This window comes from Enterobacter cloacae complex sp. 397G4, from assembly GCF_050031515.1.
Taxonomy (GTDB): Bacteria; Pseudomonadota; Gammaproteobacteria; order Enterobacterales; family Enterobacteriaceae; genus Enterobacter; species Enterobacter hormaechei_C.
The window spans coordinates 198307-217271 of the sequence record NZ_JBLGWE010000001.1; the positions used below are offsets into that span (position 1 = coordinate 198307).

General features: G+C 57.5%; 17 protein-coding genes. 12 read left to right on the plus strand and 5 right to left on the minus strand.

Annotated features, from left to right (window positions below; genetic code table 11):
* Positions 1-29 precede the first annotated feature (29 nt).
* The 3 genes from uvrD to corA all read left to right on the plus strand — a co-directional run bounded on the left by uvrD (position 30) and on the right by corA (position 3499).
* Complete coding sequence (gene uvrD, locus ACQG1Y_RS00980) at positions 30-2192, plus strand: DNA helicase II (protein ID WP_017383586.1); 2163 nt, start codon at positions 30-32, stop codon at positions 2190-2192.
* Between the two features lie 149 nt (positions 2193-2341).
* Entirely contained in the window at positions 2342-2398 is a 57-nt protein-coding gene (gene ysgD / locus ACQG1Y_RS00985) for a YsgD/CorL family protein (RefSeq protein WP_212743980.1), read from the plus strand.
* A gap of 150 nt (positions 2399-2548) precedes the next feature.
* Positions 2549-3499, plus strand: coding sequence for a magnesium/cobalt transporter CorA (gene corA / locus ACQG1Y_RS00990; protein WP_003860807.1), 951 nt, complete (start codon positions 2549-2551; stop codon positions 3497-3499).
* A 136-nt stretch (positions 3500-3635) separates the two neighbouring features.
* On the opposite strand, the gene rarD is transcribed toward corA, so the two are convergent.
* Positions 3636-4532, minus strand: coding sequence for an EamA family transporter RarD (gene rarD / locus ACQG1Y_RS00995; RefSeq protein ID WP_032672140.1), 897 nt, complete (start codon positions 4530-4532; stop codon positions 3636-3638).
* A gap of 51 nt (positions 4533-4583) precedes the next feature.
* The gene (gene yigI, locus ACQG1Y_RS01000; RefSeq protein WP_006812366.1) at positions 4584-5051 is read right to left on the minus strand and encodes an acyl-CoA thioesterase YigI; all 468 of its coding nucleotides are present in this window, start codon (positions 5049-5051) and stop codon (positions 4584-4586) included.
* Between the two features lie 160 nt (positions 5052-5211).
* Here yigI and pldA point away from each other — a divergent pair, with 160 nt between their 5' ends.
* From pldA to rhtC, 3 genes are all read left to right on the plus strand, one after another.
* Positions 5212-6081, plus strand: coding sequence for a phospholipase A (gene pldA / locus ACQG1Y_RS01005; RefSeq protein ID WP_003860803.1), 870 nt, complete (start codon positions 5212-5214; stop codon positions 6079-6081).
* Between the two features lie 90 nt (positions 6082-6171).
* Entirely contained in the window at positions 6172-8001 is a 1830-nt protein-coding gene (recQ, locus tag ACQG1Y_RS01010; protein ID WP_032620661.1) for an ATP-dependent DNA helicase RecQ, read from the plus strand.
* A gap of 61 nt (positions 8002-8062) precedes the next feature.
* The gene (rhtC, locus tag ACQG1Y_RS01015) at positions 8063-8683 is read left to right on the plus strand and encodes a threonine export protein RhtC (protein ID WP_006179256.1); all 621 of its coding nucleotides are present in this window, start codon (positions 8063-8065) and stop codon (positions 8681-8683) included.
* Here rhtC and rhtB read toward each other — a convergent pair.
* Positions 8680-9300: a homoserine/homoserine lactone efflux protein gene (rhtB, locus tag ACQG1Y_RS01020; protein WP_006812363.1), complete on the minus strand. Its 621-nt coding sequence runs from the start codon at positions 9298-9300 to the stop codon at positions 8680-8682. The genes rhtC and rhtB overlap by 4 nt on opposite strands.
* A gap of 111 nt (positions 9301-9411) precedes the next feature.
* Here rhtB and pldB point away from each other — a divergent pair, with 111 nt between their 5' ends.
* The 3 genes from pldB to ACQG1Y_RS01035 all read left to right on the plus strand — a co-directional run bounded on the left by pldB (position 9412) and on the right by ACQG1Y_RS01035 (position 12218).
* Positions 9412-10404, plus strand: a complete 993-nt coding sequence (gene pldB / locus ACQG1Y_RS01025) for a lysophospholipase L2 (RefSeq protein ID WP_015570002.1) — start codon at positions 9412-9414, stop codon at positions 10402-10404.
* 31 nt (positions 10405-10435) lie between these two features.
* Positions 10436-11236 (plus strand): sugar/pyridoxal phosphate phosphatase YigL, encoded by an 801-nt coding sequence (yigL, locus tag ACQG1Y_RS01030; protein WP_015570001.1) that lies wholly within the window; start codon positions 10436-10438, stop codon positions 11234-11236.
* An 82-nt stretch (positions 11237-11318) separates the two neighbouring features.
* Complete coding sequence (locus tag ACQG1Y_RS01035) at positions 11319-12218, plus strand: carboxylate/amino acid/amine transporter (RefSeq protein WP_023295736.1); 900 nt, start codon at positions 11319-11321, stop codon at positions 12216-12218.
* On the opposite strand, the gene metR is transcribed toward ACQG1Y_RS01035, so the two are convergent.
* Positions 12106-13059 carry an HTH-type transcriptional regulator MetR gene (metR, locus tag ACQG1Y_RS01040; protein ID WP_015570000.1) on the minus strand — a complete coding sequence of 318 codons (954 nt, stop codon included), beginning with the start codon at positions 13057-13059 and terminating at the stop codon, positions 12106-12108. The two genes, ACQG1Y_RS01035 and metR, sit on opposite strands and share 113 nt — an antisense overlap.
* A gap of 116 nt (positions 13060-13175) precedes the next feature.
* Between metR and metE the strand changes: the two genes are divergently transcribed.
* Positions 13176-15437 carry a 5-methyltetrahydropteroyltriglutamate--homocysteine S-methyltransferase gene (gene metE, locus ACQG1Y_RS01045; RefSeq protein WP_032672136.1) on the plus strand — a complete coding sequence of 754 codons (2262 nt, stop codon included), beginning with the start codon at positions 13176-13178 and terminating at the stop codon, positions 15435-15437.
* A gap of 47 nt (positions 15438-15484) precedes the next feature.
* Here the strand turns inward: metE and ACQG1Y_RS01050 are convergent, their stop codons facing one another.
* A complete protein-coding gene (locus ACQG1Y_RS01050; RefSeq protein WP_003860793.1) occupies positions 15485-16291 on the minus strand; it encodes a dienelactone hydrolase family protein in 807 nt (268 codons plus the stop codon).
* Between the two features lie 259 nt (positions 16292-16550).
* Here ACQG1Y_RS01050 and udp point away from each other — a divergent pair, with 259 nt between their 5' ends.
* Together udp and rmuC are read left to right on the plus strand one after the other, a co-directional pair.
* Positions 16551-17312, plus strand: coding sequence for a uridine phosphorylase (gene udp / locus ACQG1Y_RS01055; protein ID WP_003860792.1), 762 nt, complete (start codon positions 16551-16553; stop codon positions 17310-17312).
* 138 nt (positions 17313-17450) lie between these two features.
* Positions 17451-18908 carry a DNA recombination protein RmuC gene (gene rmuC, locus ACQG1Y_RS01060; protein ID WP_368740458.1) on the plus strand — a complete coding sequence of 486 codons (1458 nt, stop codon included), beginning with the start codon at positions 17451-17453 and terminating at the stop codon, positions 18906-18908.
* Positions 18909-18965: the final 57 nt, after the last annotated feature.

An 18965-nucleotide genomic window follows, 5' to 3' on the forward strand; every position in this document is an offset into this window, starting at 1 on the left:
TGCCTGCCCGACATGACGTGACGGTGCCAATGGACGTTTCTTACCTGCTCGACAGCCTTAATGATAAACAGCGTGACGCGGTTGCCGCCTCGCGTACAAACCTGCTGGTACTGGCTGGAGCGGGCAGTGGTAAGACGCGCGTGCTGGTTCACCGTATCGCCTGGCTACAGAGCGTGGAGAACTGCTCGCCGTACTCGATTATGGCCGTGACGTTCACCAACAAGGCGGCGGCGGAGATGCGCCACCGTATCGCGCAGCTGATGGGCACCAGCCAGGGCGGCATGTGGGTTGGCACCTTCCACGGCCTGGCGCACCGTCTGCTGCGCGCGCACCATATGGACGCTAACCTGCCGCAGGATTTCCAGATCCTCGACAGCGAAGATCAGCTGCGCTTGCTGAAACGCCTGATCAAGGCGATGAACCTCGATGAGAAGCAGTGGCCGCCGCGTCAGGCGATGTGGTACATCAACGGTCAGAAAGACGAAGGGCTGCGTCCGCATCATATCCAGAGCTTCGGTAACCCGGTCGAGCAGACCTGGCAGAACGTCTACAAGGCCTATCAGGAAGCGTGCGACCGCGCCGGTCTGGTGGATTTCGCCGAGCTGCTGCTGCGCGCCCACGAGCTGTGGCTGAACAAACCGCATATCCTGCAACACTACCGTGAACGCTTTACCAACATCCTGGTGGACGAATTCCAGGATACCAACAACATCCAGTACGCCTGGATCCGCCTGCTGGCCGGGGATACCGGCAAGGTGATGATCGTAGGCGATGACGATCAGTCTATCTACGGCTGGCGCGGCGCGCAGGTGGAGAACATCCAGCGCTTCCTCAACGATTTTCCCGGCGCGCAAACCATCCGTCTGGAGCAGAACTACCGTTCTACCAGCAACATTCTGAGCGCGGCCAACGCCCTGATTGAGAACAACAACGGGCGCCTGGGTAAAAAGCTGTGGACCGATGGCGTCGACGGCGAACCGATTTCGATTTACTGCGCCTTCAACGAGCTCGACGAAGCCCGCTTCGTGGTGAACCGCATTAAAACCTGGCAGGAGAACGGCGGCGCGCTGGAGCAGTGTGCCATTCTCTATCGCAGCAACGCCCAGTCGCGCGTGCTGGAAGAGGCGTTGTTGCAGGTGAGCATGCCGTACCGCATTTATGGCGGTATGCGCTTCTTCGAACGTCAGGAGATCAAAGATGCGCTCTCGTATTTGCGTCTGATTGCCAACCGTAACGACGATGCGGCGTTTGAGCGCGTGGTGAACACGCCGACGCGCGGCATCGGCGATCGTACGCTGGACGTGGTGCGTCAGGCCTCGCGCGATCGTCAGCTCACGTTGTGGCAGGCGTGCCGCGAGCTGTTACAGGAAAAAGCCCTTGCCGGGCGCGCCGCCAGCGCATTGCAGCGCTTCCTGGAGTTAATCGACGCGCTGGCGCAGGAAACGGCCGACATGCCGCTGCACGTCCAGACCGACCGGGTGATCAAAGATTCCGGCTTGCGCACCATGTACGAGCAGGAAAAAGGCGAGAAGGGCCAGACCCGTATTGAGAACTTAGAGGAACTGGTGACGGCAACGCGCCAGTTCAGCTACAACGAAGAAGACGAAGACCTGATGCCGTTGCAGGCATTCCTCTCTCACGCCGCGCTGGAGGCGGGTGAAGGGCAGGCCGATACCTGGCAGGATGCGGTTCAGCTGATGACCCTGCACTCCGCAAAAGGTCTGGAGTTCCCGCAGGTGTTCATCGTCGGGATGGAAGAGGGGATGTTCCCGAGCCAGATGTCGCTGGATGAAGGCGGGCGTCTGGAAGAGGAGCGTCGTCTGGCCTACGTGGGCGTGACCCGTGCGATGCAGAAACTGACCCTGACCTACGCGGAAACTCGCCGCCTGTACGGGAAAGAGGTGTATCACCGTCCGTCGCGCTTTATCGGCGAACTGCCGGAAGAGTGTGTGGAAGAGGTGCGCCTGCGCGCCAGCATCAGCCGTCCGGTCAGCCATCAGCGTATGGGCTCGCCGATCTCTGAAACCGACACCGGTTACAAGCTGGGCCAGCGCGTGCGCCACTCGAAGTTTGGCGAAGGCACCATCGTCAACCTGGAAGGCAGCGGCGAGCACAGCCGTTTGCAGGTAGCGTTCCAGGGGCAGGGGATCAAATGGCTGGTGGCAGCCTATGCCAAGCTGGAAAGTGTGTAACTTTCAGAAAAATATCACTATTTTGTAATAATCTGCTAGCCTTATACGTTGAAGGTCAATTAATGCCCTTCAGCGTTCCGTTGCGTGTTGACGCCACAGTTATTGCTGGCGTAACATGCGCGCACGATTACGCTAAGAGGACATTCGCCTTGGACACACCCAGTAGATACTGGCTCAATTCCCTGTCATCCAGGAACAACTCCTAAGGCTATCTCCTCTTGCTGATGGCCTTAGTGGTTGTCAGCGACTGCACCATTCCCGTCGCGCTGAGTCAGGCTGTTTAATGGTCTGAAACCCAATTTGTTTCTGTGTGCCCACCGAACTGTCCGATATTTTTTGCATTGGGAGTCCCGGTCATGTTGAGCGCATTTCAACTCGAAAATAACCGACTGACTCGGCTTGAAGCCGAAGAGTCACAGCCCCTCATTGATGCCGTATGGGTGGATCTGGTCGAGCCGGACGACGATGAGCGCCTTCGCGTACAATCTGAACTGGGGCAAAGCCTGGCGACACGCCCGGAACTGGAAGACATCGAAGCATCCGCCCGTTTTTTTGAAGACGAAGACGGCCTGCACATTCACTCCTTCTTCTTTTTCGAGGATGCCGAAGACCACGCGGGGAACTCCACCGTGGCGTTTACCATCCGCGATGGCCGCCTGTTCACCCTGCGCGAGCGCGAACTGCCTGCGTTTCGTCTCTACCGTATGCGTGCCCGCAGCCAGGCGATGATGGACGGCAACGCTTATGAGCTGCTGCTGGATCTGTTCGAAACCAAAATCGAACAGCTGGCGGATGAAATCGAAAACATCTACAGCGACCTGGAAAAGCTGAGCCGCGTGATCATGGAAGGCCATCAGGGCGATGAGTACGACGAAGCGTTGTCCACGCTGGCTGAGCTGGAAGATATCGGCTGGAAGGTGCGTTTGTGTCTGATGGATACCCAGCGCGCGCTGAACTTCCTGGTGCGCAAGGCGCGTCTGCCGGGCGGTCAGCTGGAGCAGGCGCGTGAGATCTTACGCGATATCGAATCCCTGCTGCCGCACAACGAATCCCTGTTCCAGAAGGTCAACTTCCTGATGCAGGCGGCGATGGGCTTTATCAACATCGAGCAGAACCGCATCATCAAGATCTTCTCGGTGGTGTCCGTGGTGTTCCTGCCGCCGACGCTGGTGGCGTCCAGCTACGGGATGAACTTCGAGTTTATGCCGGAACTGAAGTGGAGCTTTGGCTACCCGGGGGCGATTATCTTTATGATCCTCGCCGGGCTGGCGCCGTATCTGTACTTTAAGCGGAAGAACTGGCTGTAAAAATCTGGCGGGTGGCGCTGCGCTTACCCGCCCTACGATCGAATTCCCTCTCCCTGTGGGAGAGGGTTCCCCACAAAATAATGCCTGCACAGACGGCCCCCTCTCCCTGTGGGAGAGGGTTAGGGTGAGGGCAACATCACAGCCCTTTGCGCACCCTGCGCTGGGTATAAATCGCATCCGCAACAAAGATGGCCAGCGCCACCCAGATAAAGGCGAACGTCACCATCTTATCCGCACCCGGCACCTCGCCGTAAAACACCACCGCCAGCAGGAACATCAGCGTGGGGCCAATGTACTGGAAGAAGCCCAGCGTGGAGAGGCGCAGACGCGTTGCCGCGCCGGTAAAGCACAGCAGGGGGATCGTTGTGACCACGCCTGCGGCCATCAGCATCAGGTTCAGCCACCATGGGTTGCTGCCCATGTGGCTGGTGGCGCTGTCGGCAATACCGAACAGGTAGATCGCGGCGACAGGCAGCAGCCACAGGGTTTCAAATAGCATTCCCGTCTGCGCTTCCACGGCAATTTTTTTACGCACCAGGCCGTAGAAGGCAAAGCTGAACGCCAGCCCCAGGGCGATAACCGGCAGTGAGCCGAAGGTCCACAGCTGTACCAGCACGCCGCAGAAGGCCAGAATCACCGCCACCCACTGCATCCGGCGAAAGCGCTCACCAAGGAAAATCATCCCCAGCAAAATATTGACCAGCGGGTTAATAAAGTAGCCCAGGCTGGCTTCGAGCATGTGATGGTTATTCACCGCCCAGATAAACAGCAGCCAGTTTCCGCCAATCAGCACCGCAGAGAGGGCGAGCAGGAAGACCTTCTTCGGGGTTTTCAGCAGCGTTTTGACGCCTGACCACTGACGGCTGATACTCATCAGCGCAATCATGAAGAAAAAGGACCAGATGACGCGGTGAGTGAGGATCTCGTCCGCCGGGACATAGGCGATAAGTTTGAAGTACGCCGGTGCGATACCCCAAATAAAATAAGCGGCAAGGGCGAGTAAAACGCCCTGCCGCGTCTGTTTAGCATCCATCGGGAAAATCCGTTACAAAAAAGTGAAGTAATTTTACCCGAATTTGCCGTCTCAACCCACCATATAAGTGGCGGTTGCGCTGGCGATATAAACCTGCTCCTCGTTATGCAGCTCAACGCGGGCGACGGCAACTTTATTCCCGGCGCGCAGCAGGCTGCTGGTGCAGGTGAAGCGGTTTCCGCGTCCCGGACGCAGGTAGTCGACGCGTAAATCGATGGTGCCCATGCGCGACAGGCGCTGGCGTAACTCATCTTCGTTGATGGTGTCATGGCGCGTCAGCGTGCTACCCACGCACACCAGACCGGCCGCCACGTCCAGCGCGGAGGCAATGACCCCGCCGTGCAAAATGCTTTGCGCCCAGTTACCGACCATCATTGGCTGATTATTGAAACTCAGCTGAGCGAAGTCTTTTTCGTATCGCTCCAGCTCAAGACCCAGTGCACGGTTGAACGGCATGTGGTACACAAAAATCTCGCCCACGAGCTTTAAGGTTTCTTCGGCGGTGAGTGTGGCTGACATCTGACGTGGCATCCTTGTTGTTAACAAAATGTTGATTTTATGCTTCTGGATAAAGGAATGCCACTTTAAGAAACGAGGAAGCGGAAGTTATCGCAGAAGTCTGTAGAATGCCCGGACAAAACTATTCATTAAATGTCACCATTTCAGGAGAACACCACCGATGCGGACGTATCTGGGTTGGTTACTGGCGGCGGTTGCGCTGCCCCTCACAGCATATGCGCAGGAAGCGACGATCAAAGAGGTGCATGATAAACCTGCCGTTAAGGGCAGCATCATCGCCAATATGCTTCAGGAGCATGACAATCCGTTCACGCTGTACCCTTATGACACAAACTACGTGATCTACACCCAGACCAGCGATCTCAACAAAGAGGCTATAAGCTCCTATAACTGGTCTGATAATGCGCGTAAAGATGAGGTGAAGTTCCAGCTCAGCCTCGCCTTCCCGTTCTGGCGCGGCATCCTGGGGCCGAACTCGGTGCTTGGCGCGTCTTACACGCAGAAGTCATGGTGGCAGCTCTCCAACAGCGGGGAATCTTCACCGTTCCGCGAAACCAACTATGAACCGCAGCTGTTCCTCGGTTTCGCCACCGATTATGAGTTTGCAGGCTGGACGCTGCGAGACGTGGAGGTGGGCTATAACCACGATTCCAACGGTCGTTCCGACCCAACCTCACGCAGCTGGAACCGCATCTATACGCGTCTGATGGCGCAGAACGGCAATTTCATGGTGGAAGTGAAGCCGTGGTACGTGGTGGGCAGCACCGATGACAACCCGGATATCACCAAATATATGGGCTACTATCAGCTTAAAGTGGGCTATCAGCTGGGTGACGCGGTGCTGAGCGCCAAAGGCCAGTACAACTGGAATACCGGCTACGGCGGTGCAGAGCTGGGCCTGAGCTACCCGGTAACGAAACACGTTCGTCTTTATACTCAGGTGTATAGCGGGTATGGCGAATCGCTGATCGACTACAATTTCAATCAGACCCGCGTCGGTGTGGGCGTCATGCTGAACGATATTTTCTAAGCTGCTCGAATGTTTTTGCGTTAAACGTTGAAGTTTCTCTCTCAGGCGCTGAAAATAGCGCCTGTTTCATTTCTGGCATATGGGGTTAACGTGGCGCAGGCGGAAGTATTGAATCAGGAATCGCTGGCTAAACAGGTTTTGCAGGAAACCTTTGGCTACCAGCAGTTCCGCCCTGGCCAGGAAACCATCATTGAAACCGTGCTGGAAGGCCGCGATTGCCTGGTGGTCATGCCAACCGGCGGCGGAAAATCGCTCTGCTATCAGGTGCCCGCGCTGGTGCTTAATGGCCTGACGGTCGTGGTATCGCCCCTTATTTCCCTGATGAAAGACCAGGTCGACCAGCTGCTTGCCAACGGCGTGGCGGCGGCCTGCCTGAACTCGACGCAGACCCGCGAGCAACAGCAAGAGGTAATGACCGGGTGCCGCACCGGGCAGATCCGCCTGCTGTATATCGCGCCAGAACGCCTGATGCTGGACAACTTCCTCGATCATCTGGCGCACTGGAATCCTGTGCTGCTGGCGGTGGATGAAGCGCACTGTATCTCCCAGTGGGGGCACGATTTCCGCCCGGAATACGCCGCTCTTGGCCAGCTTCGTCAGCGCTTCCCCGAGCTGCCGTTTATGGCGCTTACCGCCACGGCGGACGACACCACGCGTCAGGACATCGTTCGCCTGCTGGGGCTGAACGACCCGTATATTCAGGTCAGCAGCTTCGACCGCCCCAACATCCGCTATATGCTGATGGAGAAGTTCAAGCCGCTGGATCAGCTCTTACGCTACGTGCAGGAGCAGCGCGGTAAGTCCGGCATCATCTACTGCAACAGCCGGGCGAAGGTGGAAGACACCGCCGCGCGTCTGCAAAACCGTGGCTTTAGCGCCGCGGCCTATCACGCCGGGCTGGAGAACCATATCCGCGCCGACGTGCAGGAGAAATTCCAGCGCGACGACCTGCAAATCGTGGTCGCAACGGTGGCGTTCGGGATGGGGATCAACAAGCCCAACGTGCGCTTTGTGGTGCATTTCGACATTCCGCGCAATATCGAATCCTACTATCAGGAAACCGGCCGCGCCGGGCGTGACGGCCTGCCTGCGGAAGCGATGCTGTTTTACGATCCGGCGGATATGGCGTGGCTGCGCCGCTGTCTCGAGGAGAAACCGCAGGGGCAGTTGCAGGATATCGAACGGCACAAGCTTAACGCGATGGGGGCCTTCGCCGAAGCGCAAACCTGCCGCCGTCTGGTGCTGCTCAACTACTTTGGTGAAGGGCGTCAGGCACCGTGCGGCAACTGCGATATCTGCCTCGACCCGCCGAAGCAGTACGATGGCCTGATGGACGCGCGCAAAGCGCTATCGACTATCGGACGCGTGAACCAGCGCTTTGGGATGGGCTACGTCGTTGAAGTGCTGCGCGGGGCTAACAACCAGCGTATCCGCGATATGGGTCACGACAAGCTGCCGGTTTATGGCATCGGTAAAGACCAGAGCCACGAGCACTGGGTGAGTATCATCCGCCAGCTGATTCATCTCGGCTTTGCCACGCAGAACATTGCCCAGCACTCTGCGCTTCAGCTGACCGAAGCGGCGCGACCGGTCCTGCGTGGCGAGGTTGAACTGAAGCTCGCCGTTCCGCGCGTTGTCGCCCTGAAGCCGCGCGTGATGCAGAAATCCTACGGCGGTAACTACGATCGCAAGCTGTTCGCCAAGCTGCGTAAGCTGCGTAAAGCCATTGCGGATGAAGAGAACATCCCGCCATACGTGGTGTTCAACGACGCGACGCTTATCGAGATGGCCGAGCAAATGCCGCTCAGCGCCAGCGAGATGCTCAGCGTCAACGGCGTTGGCACGCGTAAGCTGGAGCGCTTCGGGAAAGAGTTTATGGCGCTCATCCGCTCTCACGCCGACGGTGATGACGAGGAGTAGTCAGCCGGGCGAAAAAGTGCCAGGATGGTGACTCACTACATTATTTCCCCGCGAGCTAATTATGTTAATGCTATTTCTCACCGTGGCGTTAGTGCACATCGTTGCGCTGATGAGCCCTGGCCCTGACTTTTTCTTCGTGTCACAAACGGCCGTCAGCCGCTCCCGCAAAGAGGCAATGATGGGTGTGCTCGGTATTACCATGGGCGTCATGGTCTGGGCGGCGGTTGCGCTGCTCGGTCTGAACCTGATCCTGGCGAAAATGGCGTGGCTGCATAACATCATCATGGTCGGCGGCGGTCTGTACCTGTGCTGGATGGGCTACCAGATGCTGCGCGGGGCGCTGAAGAAAGAAGAGAAAAAGCCGGAAGAGCCAAAGGTTGAGCTGGCAACGGGCGGCCGTAGCTTTGTGAAAGGGCTACTGACCAACCTGGCGAACCCGAAAGCGATTATCTACTTCGGCTCTGTGTTCTCGCTGTTTGTAGGGGATAACGTCGGCGCGGGCGCGCGCTGGGGGATCTTTCTGCTGATCGTTGTTGAGACGTTCGCCTGGTTTACCGTTGTGGCAAGCCTGTTTGCCTTACCGGCGATGCGTCGCGGCTACCAGCGCATCGCGAAGTGGATCGACGGCTTTGCCGGCGCGCTGTTCGCCGGCTTCGGCATTCATCTCATCATTTCTCGCTAAGCATGACGCGCTGACGCAAGCAGCGCGCCAACCAGCATAAACAGCGAACCAAAGACTTTGTTCAGGGCCTTCATCTGTTTAGGCCCTTTGATCCACGCCGCAATTCGCTGCGCCAGCGTCGCGTAACCAATCATCACAATGATATCGACAATAATGGTGGTCGCGCCCAGCACCACGTACTGCATCACCTGTGGCTGATGCGGCACGATAAACTGCGGGAACAGGGCGGCGAGGAACACGATGCTTTTCGGGTTGGTCAGGTTAACGAACACCGCGCGTTTAAACAGGTGGCCGCGTGTTTGCGTCCGGGAGAGCGTATGCAGATCAATCGAGCCTGCGGCGCGCCACTGCTGAATACCCAGCCAGATAAGATACGCTGCGCCAGCCCATTTCAGCACCTCGAAGGCCAGCACCGAACGGGAGAACAGCGTGCCCAGACCAATCCCCACCAGCACAATATGAATGCCAAGCCCGGTCTGTAAACCGGCGATTGACGCCGCCGCGCCGCGATAGCCGTGATTAATGGAGGTGGTCATGGTGTTGATTGCGCCCGAGCCAGGTGAAAGGCTGAGGATGATGGATGTCAGCAGGTAGGCGAACCACCATTCGAAGGTCATTTGAAACTCCCGGATCGTCTGTTTTTATGCCACAATACGCTATTGTTGAGTCATTTTGTGACCGGTGACGAAAAAAACGATATTCCCTGAATTACGGGGGGTGGAAACCCAATGTTTCAGCAGAAAAAGGACTGGGAAACACGAGAAAACGCATTTGCTGCTTTCTCCATGGGGCCGCTGACCGATTTCTGGCGCCAGCGTGAGGAAGATGAGTTTATGGGCGTCGGGGAAATCCCGGTACGCTTCGTTCGTTTCCGTGATGAAAAAAATGACCGGGTGATTGTGGTCTGCCCCGGGCGCATCGAAAGCTATATCAAATATGCCGAGCTGGCGTATGACCTGTTCCATCTGGGCTTTGATGTGTTAATTATCGACCATCGCGGGCAGGGGCTTTCTGGCAGGATGTTGCCGGATACCCATCGCGGCCACGTGGATAACTTCAGCGATTACGTCGACGATCTGGCCGCGTTCTGGCAGCAGGAAGTGCAGCCCGGACCGTGGCGCAAGCGTTATATTCTTGCCCACTCCATGGGGGGGGCGATCTCGACGTTGTTTTTGCAGCGCCATAAGCACCAGTGTGACGCCATTGCGCTGACCGCGCCGATGTACGGCATTGTGATACGTTTTCCTGACTGGATGGTGCGCCATCTTCTCGACTGGGCTGAGGGCCATCAGCGCATTCGAGAAGGCTATGCCATCGGAACAGGACGCTGGCGGGCATTGCCATTTGCCATCAACGTGTTAACCCACAGCCGGCAGCGTTATCGCCGCAACCTGCGTTTTTATGCCGATGAACCGCGTCTGCGGGTCGGCGGCCCCACCTGGCACTGGGTGCGGGAAGGTATTCATGCCGGTGAGCAGGTGCTGGCGGGCGTAGGCGATGATGACACGCCGACGCTCCTGATCCAGGCGGAAGAAGAGCGTGTGGTGGATAACCGCATGCATGACCGCTATTGTGAACTTCGCGCCGCTGCGGGCCATCCCTGTGAAGGGGGTAAACCGCTGGTCATCAACGGTGCGTACCATGAGATCCTTTTTGAAAAGGACGCTATGCGCTCAGTCGCGCTCAACGCCATTGTTGAATTTTTCAACAGGCATAACTGATTATTGTTTTCCACCAGAGGTTGAAATCCCTATGTACCAGGTTGTTGCATCTGATTTAGATGGCACGCTGCTTTCCCCCGACCACACCCTGTCGCCTTATGCGAAAGAGACCCTAAAACTCCTGACTGCCCGTGGCGTGAACTTTGTGTTCGCCACCGGTCGCCACCACGTGGACGTGGGACAGATCCGCGATAACCTGGAGATCAAGTCGTACATGATCACCTCTAACGGTGCGCGCGTACATGACACGGACGGCAACCTGATTTTTACCCATAATCTCGATCGTGACATCGCCACCGATTTGTTCGGCATTGTGCATAACAACCCGGATATCGTGACTAACGTTTACCGCGACGACGAGTGGTTTATGAACCGCCATCGCCCGGAAGAGATGCGCTTCTTCAAGGAAGCCGTATTCCAGTACTCACTGTACGAGCCGGGTCTGCTGGAGCCGGAAGGGATCAGCAAGGTATTCTTCACCTGTGTAAATCATGAGGAGTTACTGCCGCTGGAGCAGGCGATCAACGCCCGCTGGGGCGACCGCGTGAACGTGAGCTTCTCCACGCTGACCTGTCTGGAAGTGATGGCGGGCGGGGTGTCCAAAGGTCACGCGCTGGAAGCGGTAGCGAAACGGCTGGGCTTTGATCTGAAAGACTGTATCGCCTTTGGCGATGGCATGAACGATGCCGAGATGCTCTCCATGGCGGGTAAAGGCTGCATCATGCAGAACGCGCACCAGCGCCTGAAAGATCTGCACCCGGAGCTGGAAGTGATCGGCACCAACGGCGATAACGCCGTGCCTAAGTATCTGCGCAAACTGTTCCTTGAATAATCTTCAATTGATTGTTTATTGTTCAGATGTCAACTAAAGAGTTCGCTACAATGCCTCTCCTTCTTTCTGAGAGACAAGCATTGTGGCGCTACTCATTATCACCACTATCCTGTGGGCCTTCTCCTTTAGTCTGATTGGCGAATACCTTGCCGGATCGGTCGACAGCTACTTCTCGGTACTGATGCGCGTGGGGCTGGCGGCGCTGGTGTTCCTGCCGTTCCTGCGTACCCGCGGGCAGTCGCTAAAAACGATACTGCTGTACATGCTGGTAGGCGCGATGCAGCTCGGCATCATGTACCTGTTCAGCTTCCGGGCCTACGTTTACCTGTCCGTCTCGGAATTTCTGCTCTTCACCGTGCTGACGCCGCTCTACATCACGCTGATTTATGACTTGCTCAGCAGGCGCCGTTTGCGCTGGGGATATTTGCTGAGCGCTGCGCTGGCAGTCATTGGCGCGGCGATTATTCGCTATGACAAGGTAAGCGATCACTTCTGGACTGGGCTGATGTTCGTCCAGCTCGCTAATATCAGCTTTGCCATCGGGATGGTGGGTTACAAACGTCTGATGGAGACCCGCCCGATGCCGCAGCATAACGCGTTTGCGTGGTTCTATATGGGCGCGGCGATTGTCGCGGTAGCGGCGTGGTTTCTGCTCGGCAATCCGCAAAAGCTGCCGACCACCTCCGTGCAGTGGAGCGTTCTGGTCTGGCTGGGCGTGGTGGCGTCGGGGCTGGGCTATTTTATGTGGAACTACGGCGCTACGCAGGTAGACGCCGGGACGCTGGGGATCATGAACAATGTGCACGTGCCGGCGGGGCTACTGGTGAACCTCGCCATCTGGCAGGAGCAGCCGCACTGGCCGAGTTTCCTTATTGGGGGAACGGTGATCCTGGCTTCGCTGTGGGTACATCGCCGCTGGGTCGCTCCGCGCTCCGCACAAACGGAAGATGGTCGCACGCGTGGTTCCGCGCTGAGCGAATAAACGCTTCCGTAATCGGCTGACGCTGCTCGCCGTCACGCACGGCGGCGTACAGCCGGCTCCACAGTCCTTCACCCAGAGTTTTGGTGACCACCAGACCCTGGCGTTCAACCGTCTCGACCACCCAGTGCGGCAGCGCCGCAATCCCCATTCTGGCCGCCACCATCTGAATTAACAGCAGCGTGTTATCCACGCTTTTCAGCTGTGGGCTGATGCCCGCGGGTTGCAGGAAATGGCGCCAGATATCCAGACGACTGCGCTGTACCGGGTAAATCAGCAGCGTCTCCGTTGCCAGATCTTCCGGCGTGATACGCGTTTTAGCGGCCAGCGGATGGTCCGGGGCCAGCACCAGACGCACCTCAAAATCAAACATTGGCGAATAGTGCAGACCGCTGCGCGGCAGAATATCTGAGGTCATCACCAGATCCAGCTCACCCTGCTGAAGCGACGGCTGCGGATCAAACGTGACGCCGGATTTGAAGTCCATCTCCACCTGCGGCCACTTCTGGCGGAAGTTCTCAAGCGCGGGGGTCAGCCACTGAATACAGCTGTGACACTCAATGGCGATGCGCAGGGTGGTCTGCTGCGGCTCGTTGCAGGACTGCAACGCGCTGGCAATCTGCGGCAACACCTGGTTCGCCAGCTGAAGCAAAATTTCGCCCTGCGGCGTAAAGCGCAAAGGCTGGCTCTTACGCACAAAAAGACGAAAGCCGAGGCGTTGTTCCAGATCGCTGAACTGGTGAGAAAGGGCAGACTGAGTCTGGTGCAGCGTGGCCGCTGCCGCCGCAAGAGAACCGCAGTTCCGCAACGCTTGTAGCGTTTTCAGGTGTTTTATCTCGATCATGAAAGTCCTTCACTTCGCCATGAACATTTTGCGCTTGAGGAATATACAGTACCTGCCAATTATAGAAGTGTAAACATCTGGACGTCTAAATAACGAATTTCTACAAGGGGTATGCCATGACAATCCGCACTCACACTCTCGGTTTCCCTCGCGTTGGTCTGCGTCGCGAGCTGAAAAAAGCGCAAGAAAGCTACTGGGCGGGTAACGCCACCCGCGAAGAACTGCTGGCGGTGGGGCGCGAGCTGCGCGCGCGTCACTGGGATCAGCAAAAACAGGCGGGCGTAGACCTGCTGCCGGTGGGCGATTTCGCCTGGTACGACCATGTTCTGACCACCAGCCTGCTGCTTGGCAACGTGCCGGCTCGTCATCAGAACAACGATGGATCGGTGGATATCGATACCCTGTTCCGCATCGGCCGTGGCCGCGCGCCAACGGGTGAGCCAGCGGCAGCGGCGGAAATGACCAAGTGGTTTAACACTAACTATCACTATATGGTGCCGGAGTTCGTTAAGGACCAGCAGTTCAAACTGACCTGGACCCAGCTTCTGGATGAAGTGGACGAAGCGCTGGCGCTGGGTCACCAGGTGAAACCCGTGCTGCTGGGGCCGGTCACCTACCTGTGGCTGGGCAAAGTGAAAGGTGAGCAGTTCGACCGCCTCAGCCTGCTGAACGATATTCTGCCGGTTTATAAGCAGGTGCTGATTGAGCTGGGTAAGCGCGGTATTCAGTGGGTGCAAATCGATGAACCGGCGCTGGTGCTTGAGCTGCCGCAGGCGTGGCTGGATGCCTTCAAACCGGCGTATGACGCGCTCACGGGCCAGGTGAAGCTGCTGCTGACCACCTATTTCGAGGGCGTAACGCCGAACCTCGACACCATTACCGCGCTGCCGGTTCAGGGTCTGCACGTTGATCTCGTTCACGGCAAAGACGATGTGGCAGAGTTGCACAAGCGTCTGCCTGCGGAGTGGCTGCTCTCTGCCGGTCTGGTGAATGGTCGTAACGTCTGGCGTGCCGATCTCACCGGGAAATATGCACAAATCAAGGACATTGTCGGTAAACGTGAATTGTGGGTAGCCTCTTCCTGTTCCCTGCTGCACAGCCCGATCGACCTGAGCGTGGAGACCCGACTCGACCCTGAGGTGAAAAGCTGGTTTGCCTTTGCCCTGCAAAAGTGTGAGGAGCTGGCTCTGCTGCGCGACGCGTTGAACAGCGGCGACACGGCAGCGATTACCGACTGGAGCGCCCCGATCCAGGCGCGCCGTCACTCGACGCGCGTGCATAACCCGGCGGTGGAAAAACGTCTGGCGGCCATCACTGCCCGGGACAGCCAGCGCCAGAGCCCGTATGAAGTGCGCGCCGAAGCCCAGCGTGCGCGCTTTAACCTGCCCGCGTGGCCGACCACAACCATCGGCTCCTTCCCGCAGACTACCGAGATCCGCGGCCTGCGCCTGGACTTCAAAAAGGGCAATCTGGATGCGAATCACTACCGCACCGGCATTGCGGAGCACATCAAACAGGCGATCGTCGAGCAGGAACGTCTGGGTCTGGACGTGCTGGTGCACGGCGAGGCCGAGCGTAACGATATGGTGGAATACTTCGGTGAACACCTGGACGGCTTTGTCTTTACCCAGAACGGCTGGGTGCAAAGCTACGGCTCCCGCTGCGTGAAGCCGCCGGTGGTGATCGGTGACGTCAGCCGCCCGGAAGCGATCACCGTGGAGTGGGCGAAGTATGCCCAGTCTCTGACCGACAAACCGGTAAAAGGCATGCTGACGGGGCCGGTGACCATTCTCTGCTGGTCGTTCCCGCGTGAAGATGTATCCCGGGAAACCATCGCCAAACAGATCGCCCTGGCGCTGCGTGATGAAGTGGCGGATCTGGAAGCGGCGGGGATTGGCATCATTCAGATCGACGAACCGGCGCTGCGTGAAGGCTTGCCGCTGCGTCGCAGCGACTGGGATGCTTATCTGACGTGGGGCGTGGAGGCGTTCCGCCTCAACGCGGCCGTCGCGAAGGACGACACGCAGATCCACACCCACATGTGTTACTGCGAATTTAACGACATCATGGACTCCATTGCCGCGCTCGACGCCGATGTGATCACCATCGAGACCTCGCGTTCAGACATGGAGTTGCTGGAGTCGTTCGAAGAGTTCGACTACCCGAACGAAATCGGGCCGGGCGTGTATGACATTCACTCCCCTAACGTGCCGAGCGTGGAGTGGATTGAATCGCTGCTGCAAAAAGCCGCCCAGCGCATTCCGGCGGAACGCCTGTGGGTAAACCCGGACTGCGGCCTGAAAACTCGCGGCTGGCCTGAAACCCGCGCGGCGCTGGCGAACATGGTGCAGGCGGCGCAGAATTTGCGTCAGGCGTAGTGGGGCTGGATTGCCCGGTTGGCGCAGCCGCCACCGGGCTTTTTGTATTACGCTTTCTTCCCGCCGTACTGGCTGAACCACGCCAGCATTCTCTGCCAGCCATCTTTCGCCGATTCTGCGTGATAGCTCGGACGATAATCGGCATTAAACGCGTGTCCCGCATCCGGGTACACCACGATTTCGGCCTTCGCGTTTGCCGCCCGCAGCGCGTGGCGCATGGTCTCGACGGTATCAAGCGGAATGCCGGTATCCTGGCCGCCATACAGCCCTAGCACCGGGGCATTTAAATCGGTGGCGATATCAACAGGATGTTTCGGCGAGTTCAGGGTCTTTTCACCCACCAGTTTACCGTACCAGGCCACAGCGGCTTTCAGCTGCGGATTGTGCGCGGCATACAGCCAGCTAATGCGTCCGCCCCAGCAGAAGCCGGTCACCATCAGACGGTGCGGGTCGCCACCGTTGCGCGCCGCCCAGCTGGCAACGTGGTCGAGATCGGCCAGCACCTGCGCGTCCGGCACTTTGCTGACCAGGTTGCTGAACAGCGTCGGGATGTCGCTGTAATCATTCGGATCGCCCTGACGGAAATAGAGTTCCGGCGCAACGGCCAGGTAACCTTCCAGCGCCAGACGGCGGCAGAGGTCGCGAATATGTTCATGAACGCCAAATATTTCCTGCACCACGATCACGATGGGCAGCGGGCCATCGGCGGATTTTGGCCGCGCGTGGTACGCTGGCATGTTCTCCCCCTGGGAGGGAATGGAGGTCTCGCCTGCGGTAATGGCCTCTTCAGGGGTTGAGACGATGGTTGAAGCATGCGGGGCCGCAGCAGGTGCAAAACCGGTTTTTTCAGTCATGGCATTCTCCGTACCAATGAATGGATTAGCGCAAAGATAAATATAGACACCAGGTTAACAATCCACAGTGCCTTATAGCGTCTATCTTTTGTGCAGCACCCGGCGATATAACTTGTTAATGTGATGTGAATCACTATTTTATGGAAATTAACTGCAATCATTTTCATTCATGGTGAGGTGTATCACGAAATAATGCACATTGCTTCTGTAAAGTACCGTTTTACTTCTTCTGACAAACCGACCCACAGAGGAGTCACCTATGTCTAAGTCTGATGTTTTTCATCTCGGCCTCACTAAAAACGATTTACAAGGGGCTACGCTTGCTATCGTCCCTGGCGATCCTGAGCGTGTGGAAAAGATCGCCGCGCTGATGGATAAGCCGGTTAAGCTGGCAGCGCATCGCGAATTCACCACCTGGCGCGCAGAGCTGGACGGTAAAGCGGTGATCGTGTGCTCTACCGGTATTGGTGGCCCGTCTACCTCTATCGCCGTTGAAGAGCTGGCGCAGCTGGGCATTCGTACTTTCCTGCGCATCGGCACCACAGGCGCCATTCAGCCGCACATCAACGTGGGCGACGTGCTGGTTACCACCGCATCCGTGCGTCTGGACGGGGCAAGCCTGCACTTTGCACCGATGGAATTCCCGGCAGTGGCCGATTTCGAATGCACCACCGCGCTGGTTGAAGCCGCGAAGTCCGTGGGCGCCACCACCCACGTGGGCGTAACTGCCTCTTCCGATACCTTCTACCCGGGCCAGGAGCGTTACGACACCTTCTCTGGTCGCGTGGTGAGCCGTTTCAAAGGCTCCATGGAAGAGTGGCAGTCGATGGGCGTCATGAACTACGAAATGGAATCTGCGACGCTGCTGACCATGTGCGCAAGCCAGGGTCTGCGTGCCGGTATGGTGGCGGGCGTTATCGTCAACCGTACTCAGCAGGAGATCCCGAACGCTGAAACCATGAAGCAGACTGAAAGCCATGCGGTGAAAATCGTGGTTGAAGCGGCGCGCCGCCTGATCTAATTCTCTCTTCAGTGCTGAAAGGCCGACATGCTCGGCCTTTTCTTTTTGCGTAACGCCTCGCAGGAAAACCCTTTCAAACTGGACGTTCATACAGCACAATTCTATTTTGTGCGGTAATACGTTGATGCAGGGGGCATTGTGGATATCTCAATCCTGATTTATGCAGTGATTGCGCTGGTGAGCGTGGGAATTGGCTGGCTCATTTCCGGCTACCAGCATGCGCAGCAGAAAGCCGAACAGCTGGCAGAGCGCGAGGAGATCGTCGCTGAACTTAGCGCGACGAAACAACAGCTTGCGCTGAGTGACCACTGGCGCGACGAATGCGAACTGCTCAATAACGAACTGCGCAATCTGCGTGATATCAATACCTCGCTGGAGGCCGATCTCCGTGAAGTGACCACCCGTCTTGAGTCCACCCAACTGCACGCCGAAGACAAAATCCGTCAGATGATCAACAGCGAGCAGCGTCTTAGCGAGCAGTTTGAGAACCTCGCGAACCGCATTTTTGAGCACAGCAATCGCCGCGTGGATGAGCAGAACCGCCAGAGCCTGAACAGCCTGCTGACGCCGCTGCGTGAACAGCTGGACGGCTTTCGCCGTCAGGTACAGGACAGCTTTGGTCAGGAAGCCCGCGAACGCCACACGCTGGCGCATGAAATTCGTAATCTCCAGCAGCTGAATGCGCAGATGGCGCAGGAGGCGGTTAACCTGACGCGCGCACTGAAAGGTGATAACAAAGCGCAGGGAAACTGGGGCGAAGTGGTCATGACGCGCGTGCTGGAGGCCTCTGGCCTGCGCGAAGGATACGAATACGAAACGCAGGTCAGCATTGAGAACGATGCGCGATCGCGGATGCAGCCGGATGTCATTGTTCGTCTGCCACAGGGCAAAGATGTGGTTATCGACGCCAAAATGACGCTGGTGGCCTATGAGCGCTACTTCAACGCTGAGGATGACTACACCCGCGAAACAGCGTTGCAGGAGCACATCGCCTCCGTGCGTAACCATATCCGTCTGTTGGGCAGAAAAGATTATCAGCAGCTGCCGGGGCTGCGATCGCTGGATTATGTGCTGATGTTCATTCCGGTCGAGCCTGCGTTCCTGCTGGCGCTCGACAGACAGCCCGAACTGATCACCGAAGCGCTGAAAAATAACATTATGCTGGTCAGCCCCACCACGCTACTGGTGGCGTTACGTACCATTGCCAACCTGTGGCGCTATGAGCACCAAAGCCGTAACGCGCAGCAGATTGCCGATCGCGCCAGCAAGCTGTACGACAAAATGCGGCTGTTTGTGGACGATATGTCCTCGGTGGGGCAAAGCCTGGATCGCGCGCAGGATAACTACCGCCAGGCGATGAAAAAACTCTCCACCGGGCGTGGCAATTTGCTGGCGCAGGCGGAGGCGTTTCGCAGCATGGGGGTGGAAGTTAAACGCAAGATTAATCCGGAACTGGTGGAGCAGGCTACCGCTCAGGACGAAGAGTTTCGTCTGCGTGAAGGCGACGGTGAGCAAAATAGCCGCAATGAAGACAACGATTTAGCGGCGAGTTTATCCCCCGAAGCGCAGCCGGCGCGTTTCTTTCACGGTGGTTGAAACGTAGGGCAAATGCGCCCAATCTGTTACACTTCACGAACATTTGACTGATTAGCA

What these genes read in the sequence shown, in the direction of transcription:
- udp (WP_003860792.1), top strand. Translation starts at nt 16,551, where the DNA reads ATGTCTAAGTCTGATGTTTTTCATCTCGGCCTCACTAAAAACGATTTA.
- pldB (WP_015570002.1), top strand. Translation starts at nt 9,412, where the DNA reads ATGTTTCAGCAGAAAAAGGACTGGGAAACACGAGAAAACGCATTTGCT.
- yigI (WP_006812366.1), bottom strand. Translation starts at nt 5,051, where the DNA reads ATGTCAGCCACACTCACCGCCGAAGAAACCTTAAAGCTCGTGGGCGAG.
- rhtB (WP_006812363.1), bottom strand. Translation starts at nt 9,300, where the DNA reads ATGACCTTCGAATGGTGGTTCGCCTACCTGCTGACATCCATCATCCTC.
- ACQG1Y_RS01050 (WP_003860793.1), bottom strand. Translation starts at nt 16,291, where the DNA reads ATGACTGAAAAAACCGGTTTTGCACCTGCTGCGGCCCCGCATGCTTCA.
- yigL (WP_015570001.1), top strand. Translation starts at nt 10,436, where the DNA reads ATGTACCAGGTTGTTGCATCTGATTTAGATGGCACGCTGCTTTCCCCC.
- uvrD (WP_017383586.1), top strand. Translation starts at nt 30, where the DNA reads ATGGACGTTTCTTACCTGCTCGACAGCCTTAATGATAAACAGCGTGAC.
- corA (WP_003860807.1), top strand. Translation starts at nt 2,549, where the DNA reads ATGTTGAGCGCATTTCAACTCGAAAATAACCGACTGACTCGGCTTGAA.
- pldA (WP_003860803.1), top strand. Translation starts at nt 5,212, where the DNA reads ATGCGGACGTATCTGGGTTGGTTACTGGCGGCGGTTGCGCTGCCCCTC.
- rhtC (WP_006179256.1), top strand. Translation starts at nt 8,063, where the DNA reads ATGTTAATGCTATTTCTCACCGTGGCGTTAGTGCACATCGTTGCGCTG.
- metE (WP_032672136.1), top strand. Translation starts at nt 13,176, where the DNA reads ATGACAATCCGCACTCACACTCTCGGTTTCCCTCGCGTTGGTCTGCGT.
- metR (WP_015570000.1), bottom strand. Translation starts at nt 13,059, where the DNA reads ATGATCGAGATAAAACACCTGAAAACGCTACAAGCGTTGCGGAACTGC.
- rarD (WP_032672140.1), bottom strand. Translation starts at nt 4,532, where the DNA reads ATGGATGCTAAACAGACGCGGCAGGGCGTTTTACTCGCCCTTGCCGCT.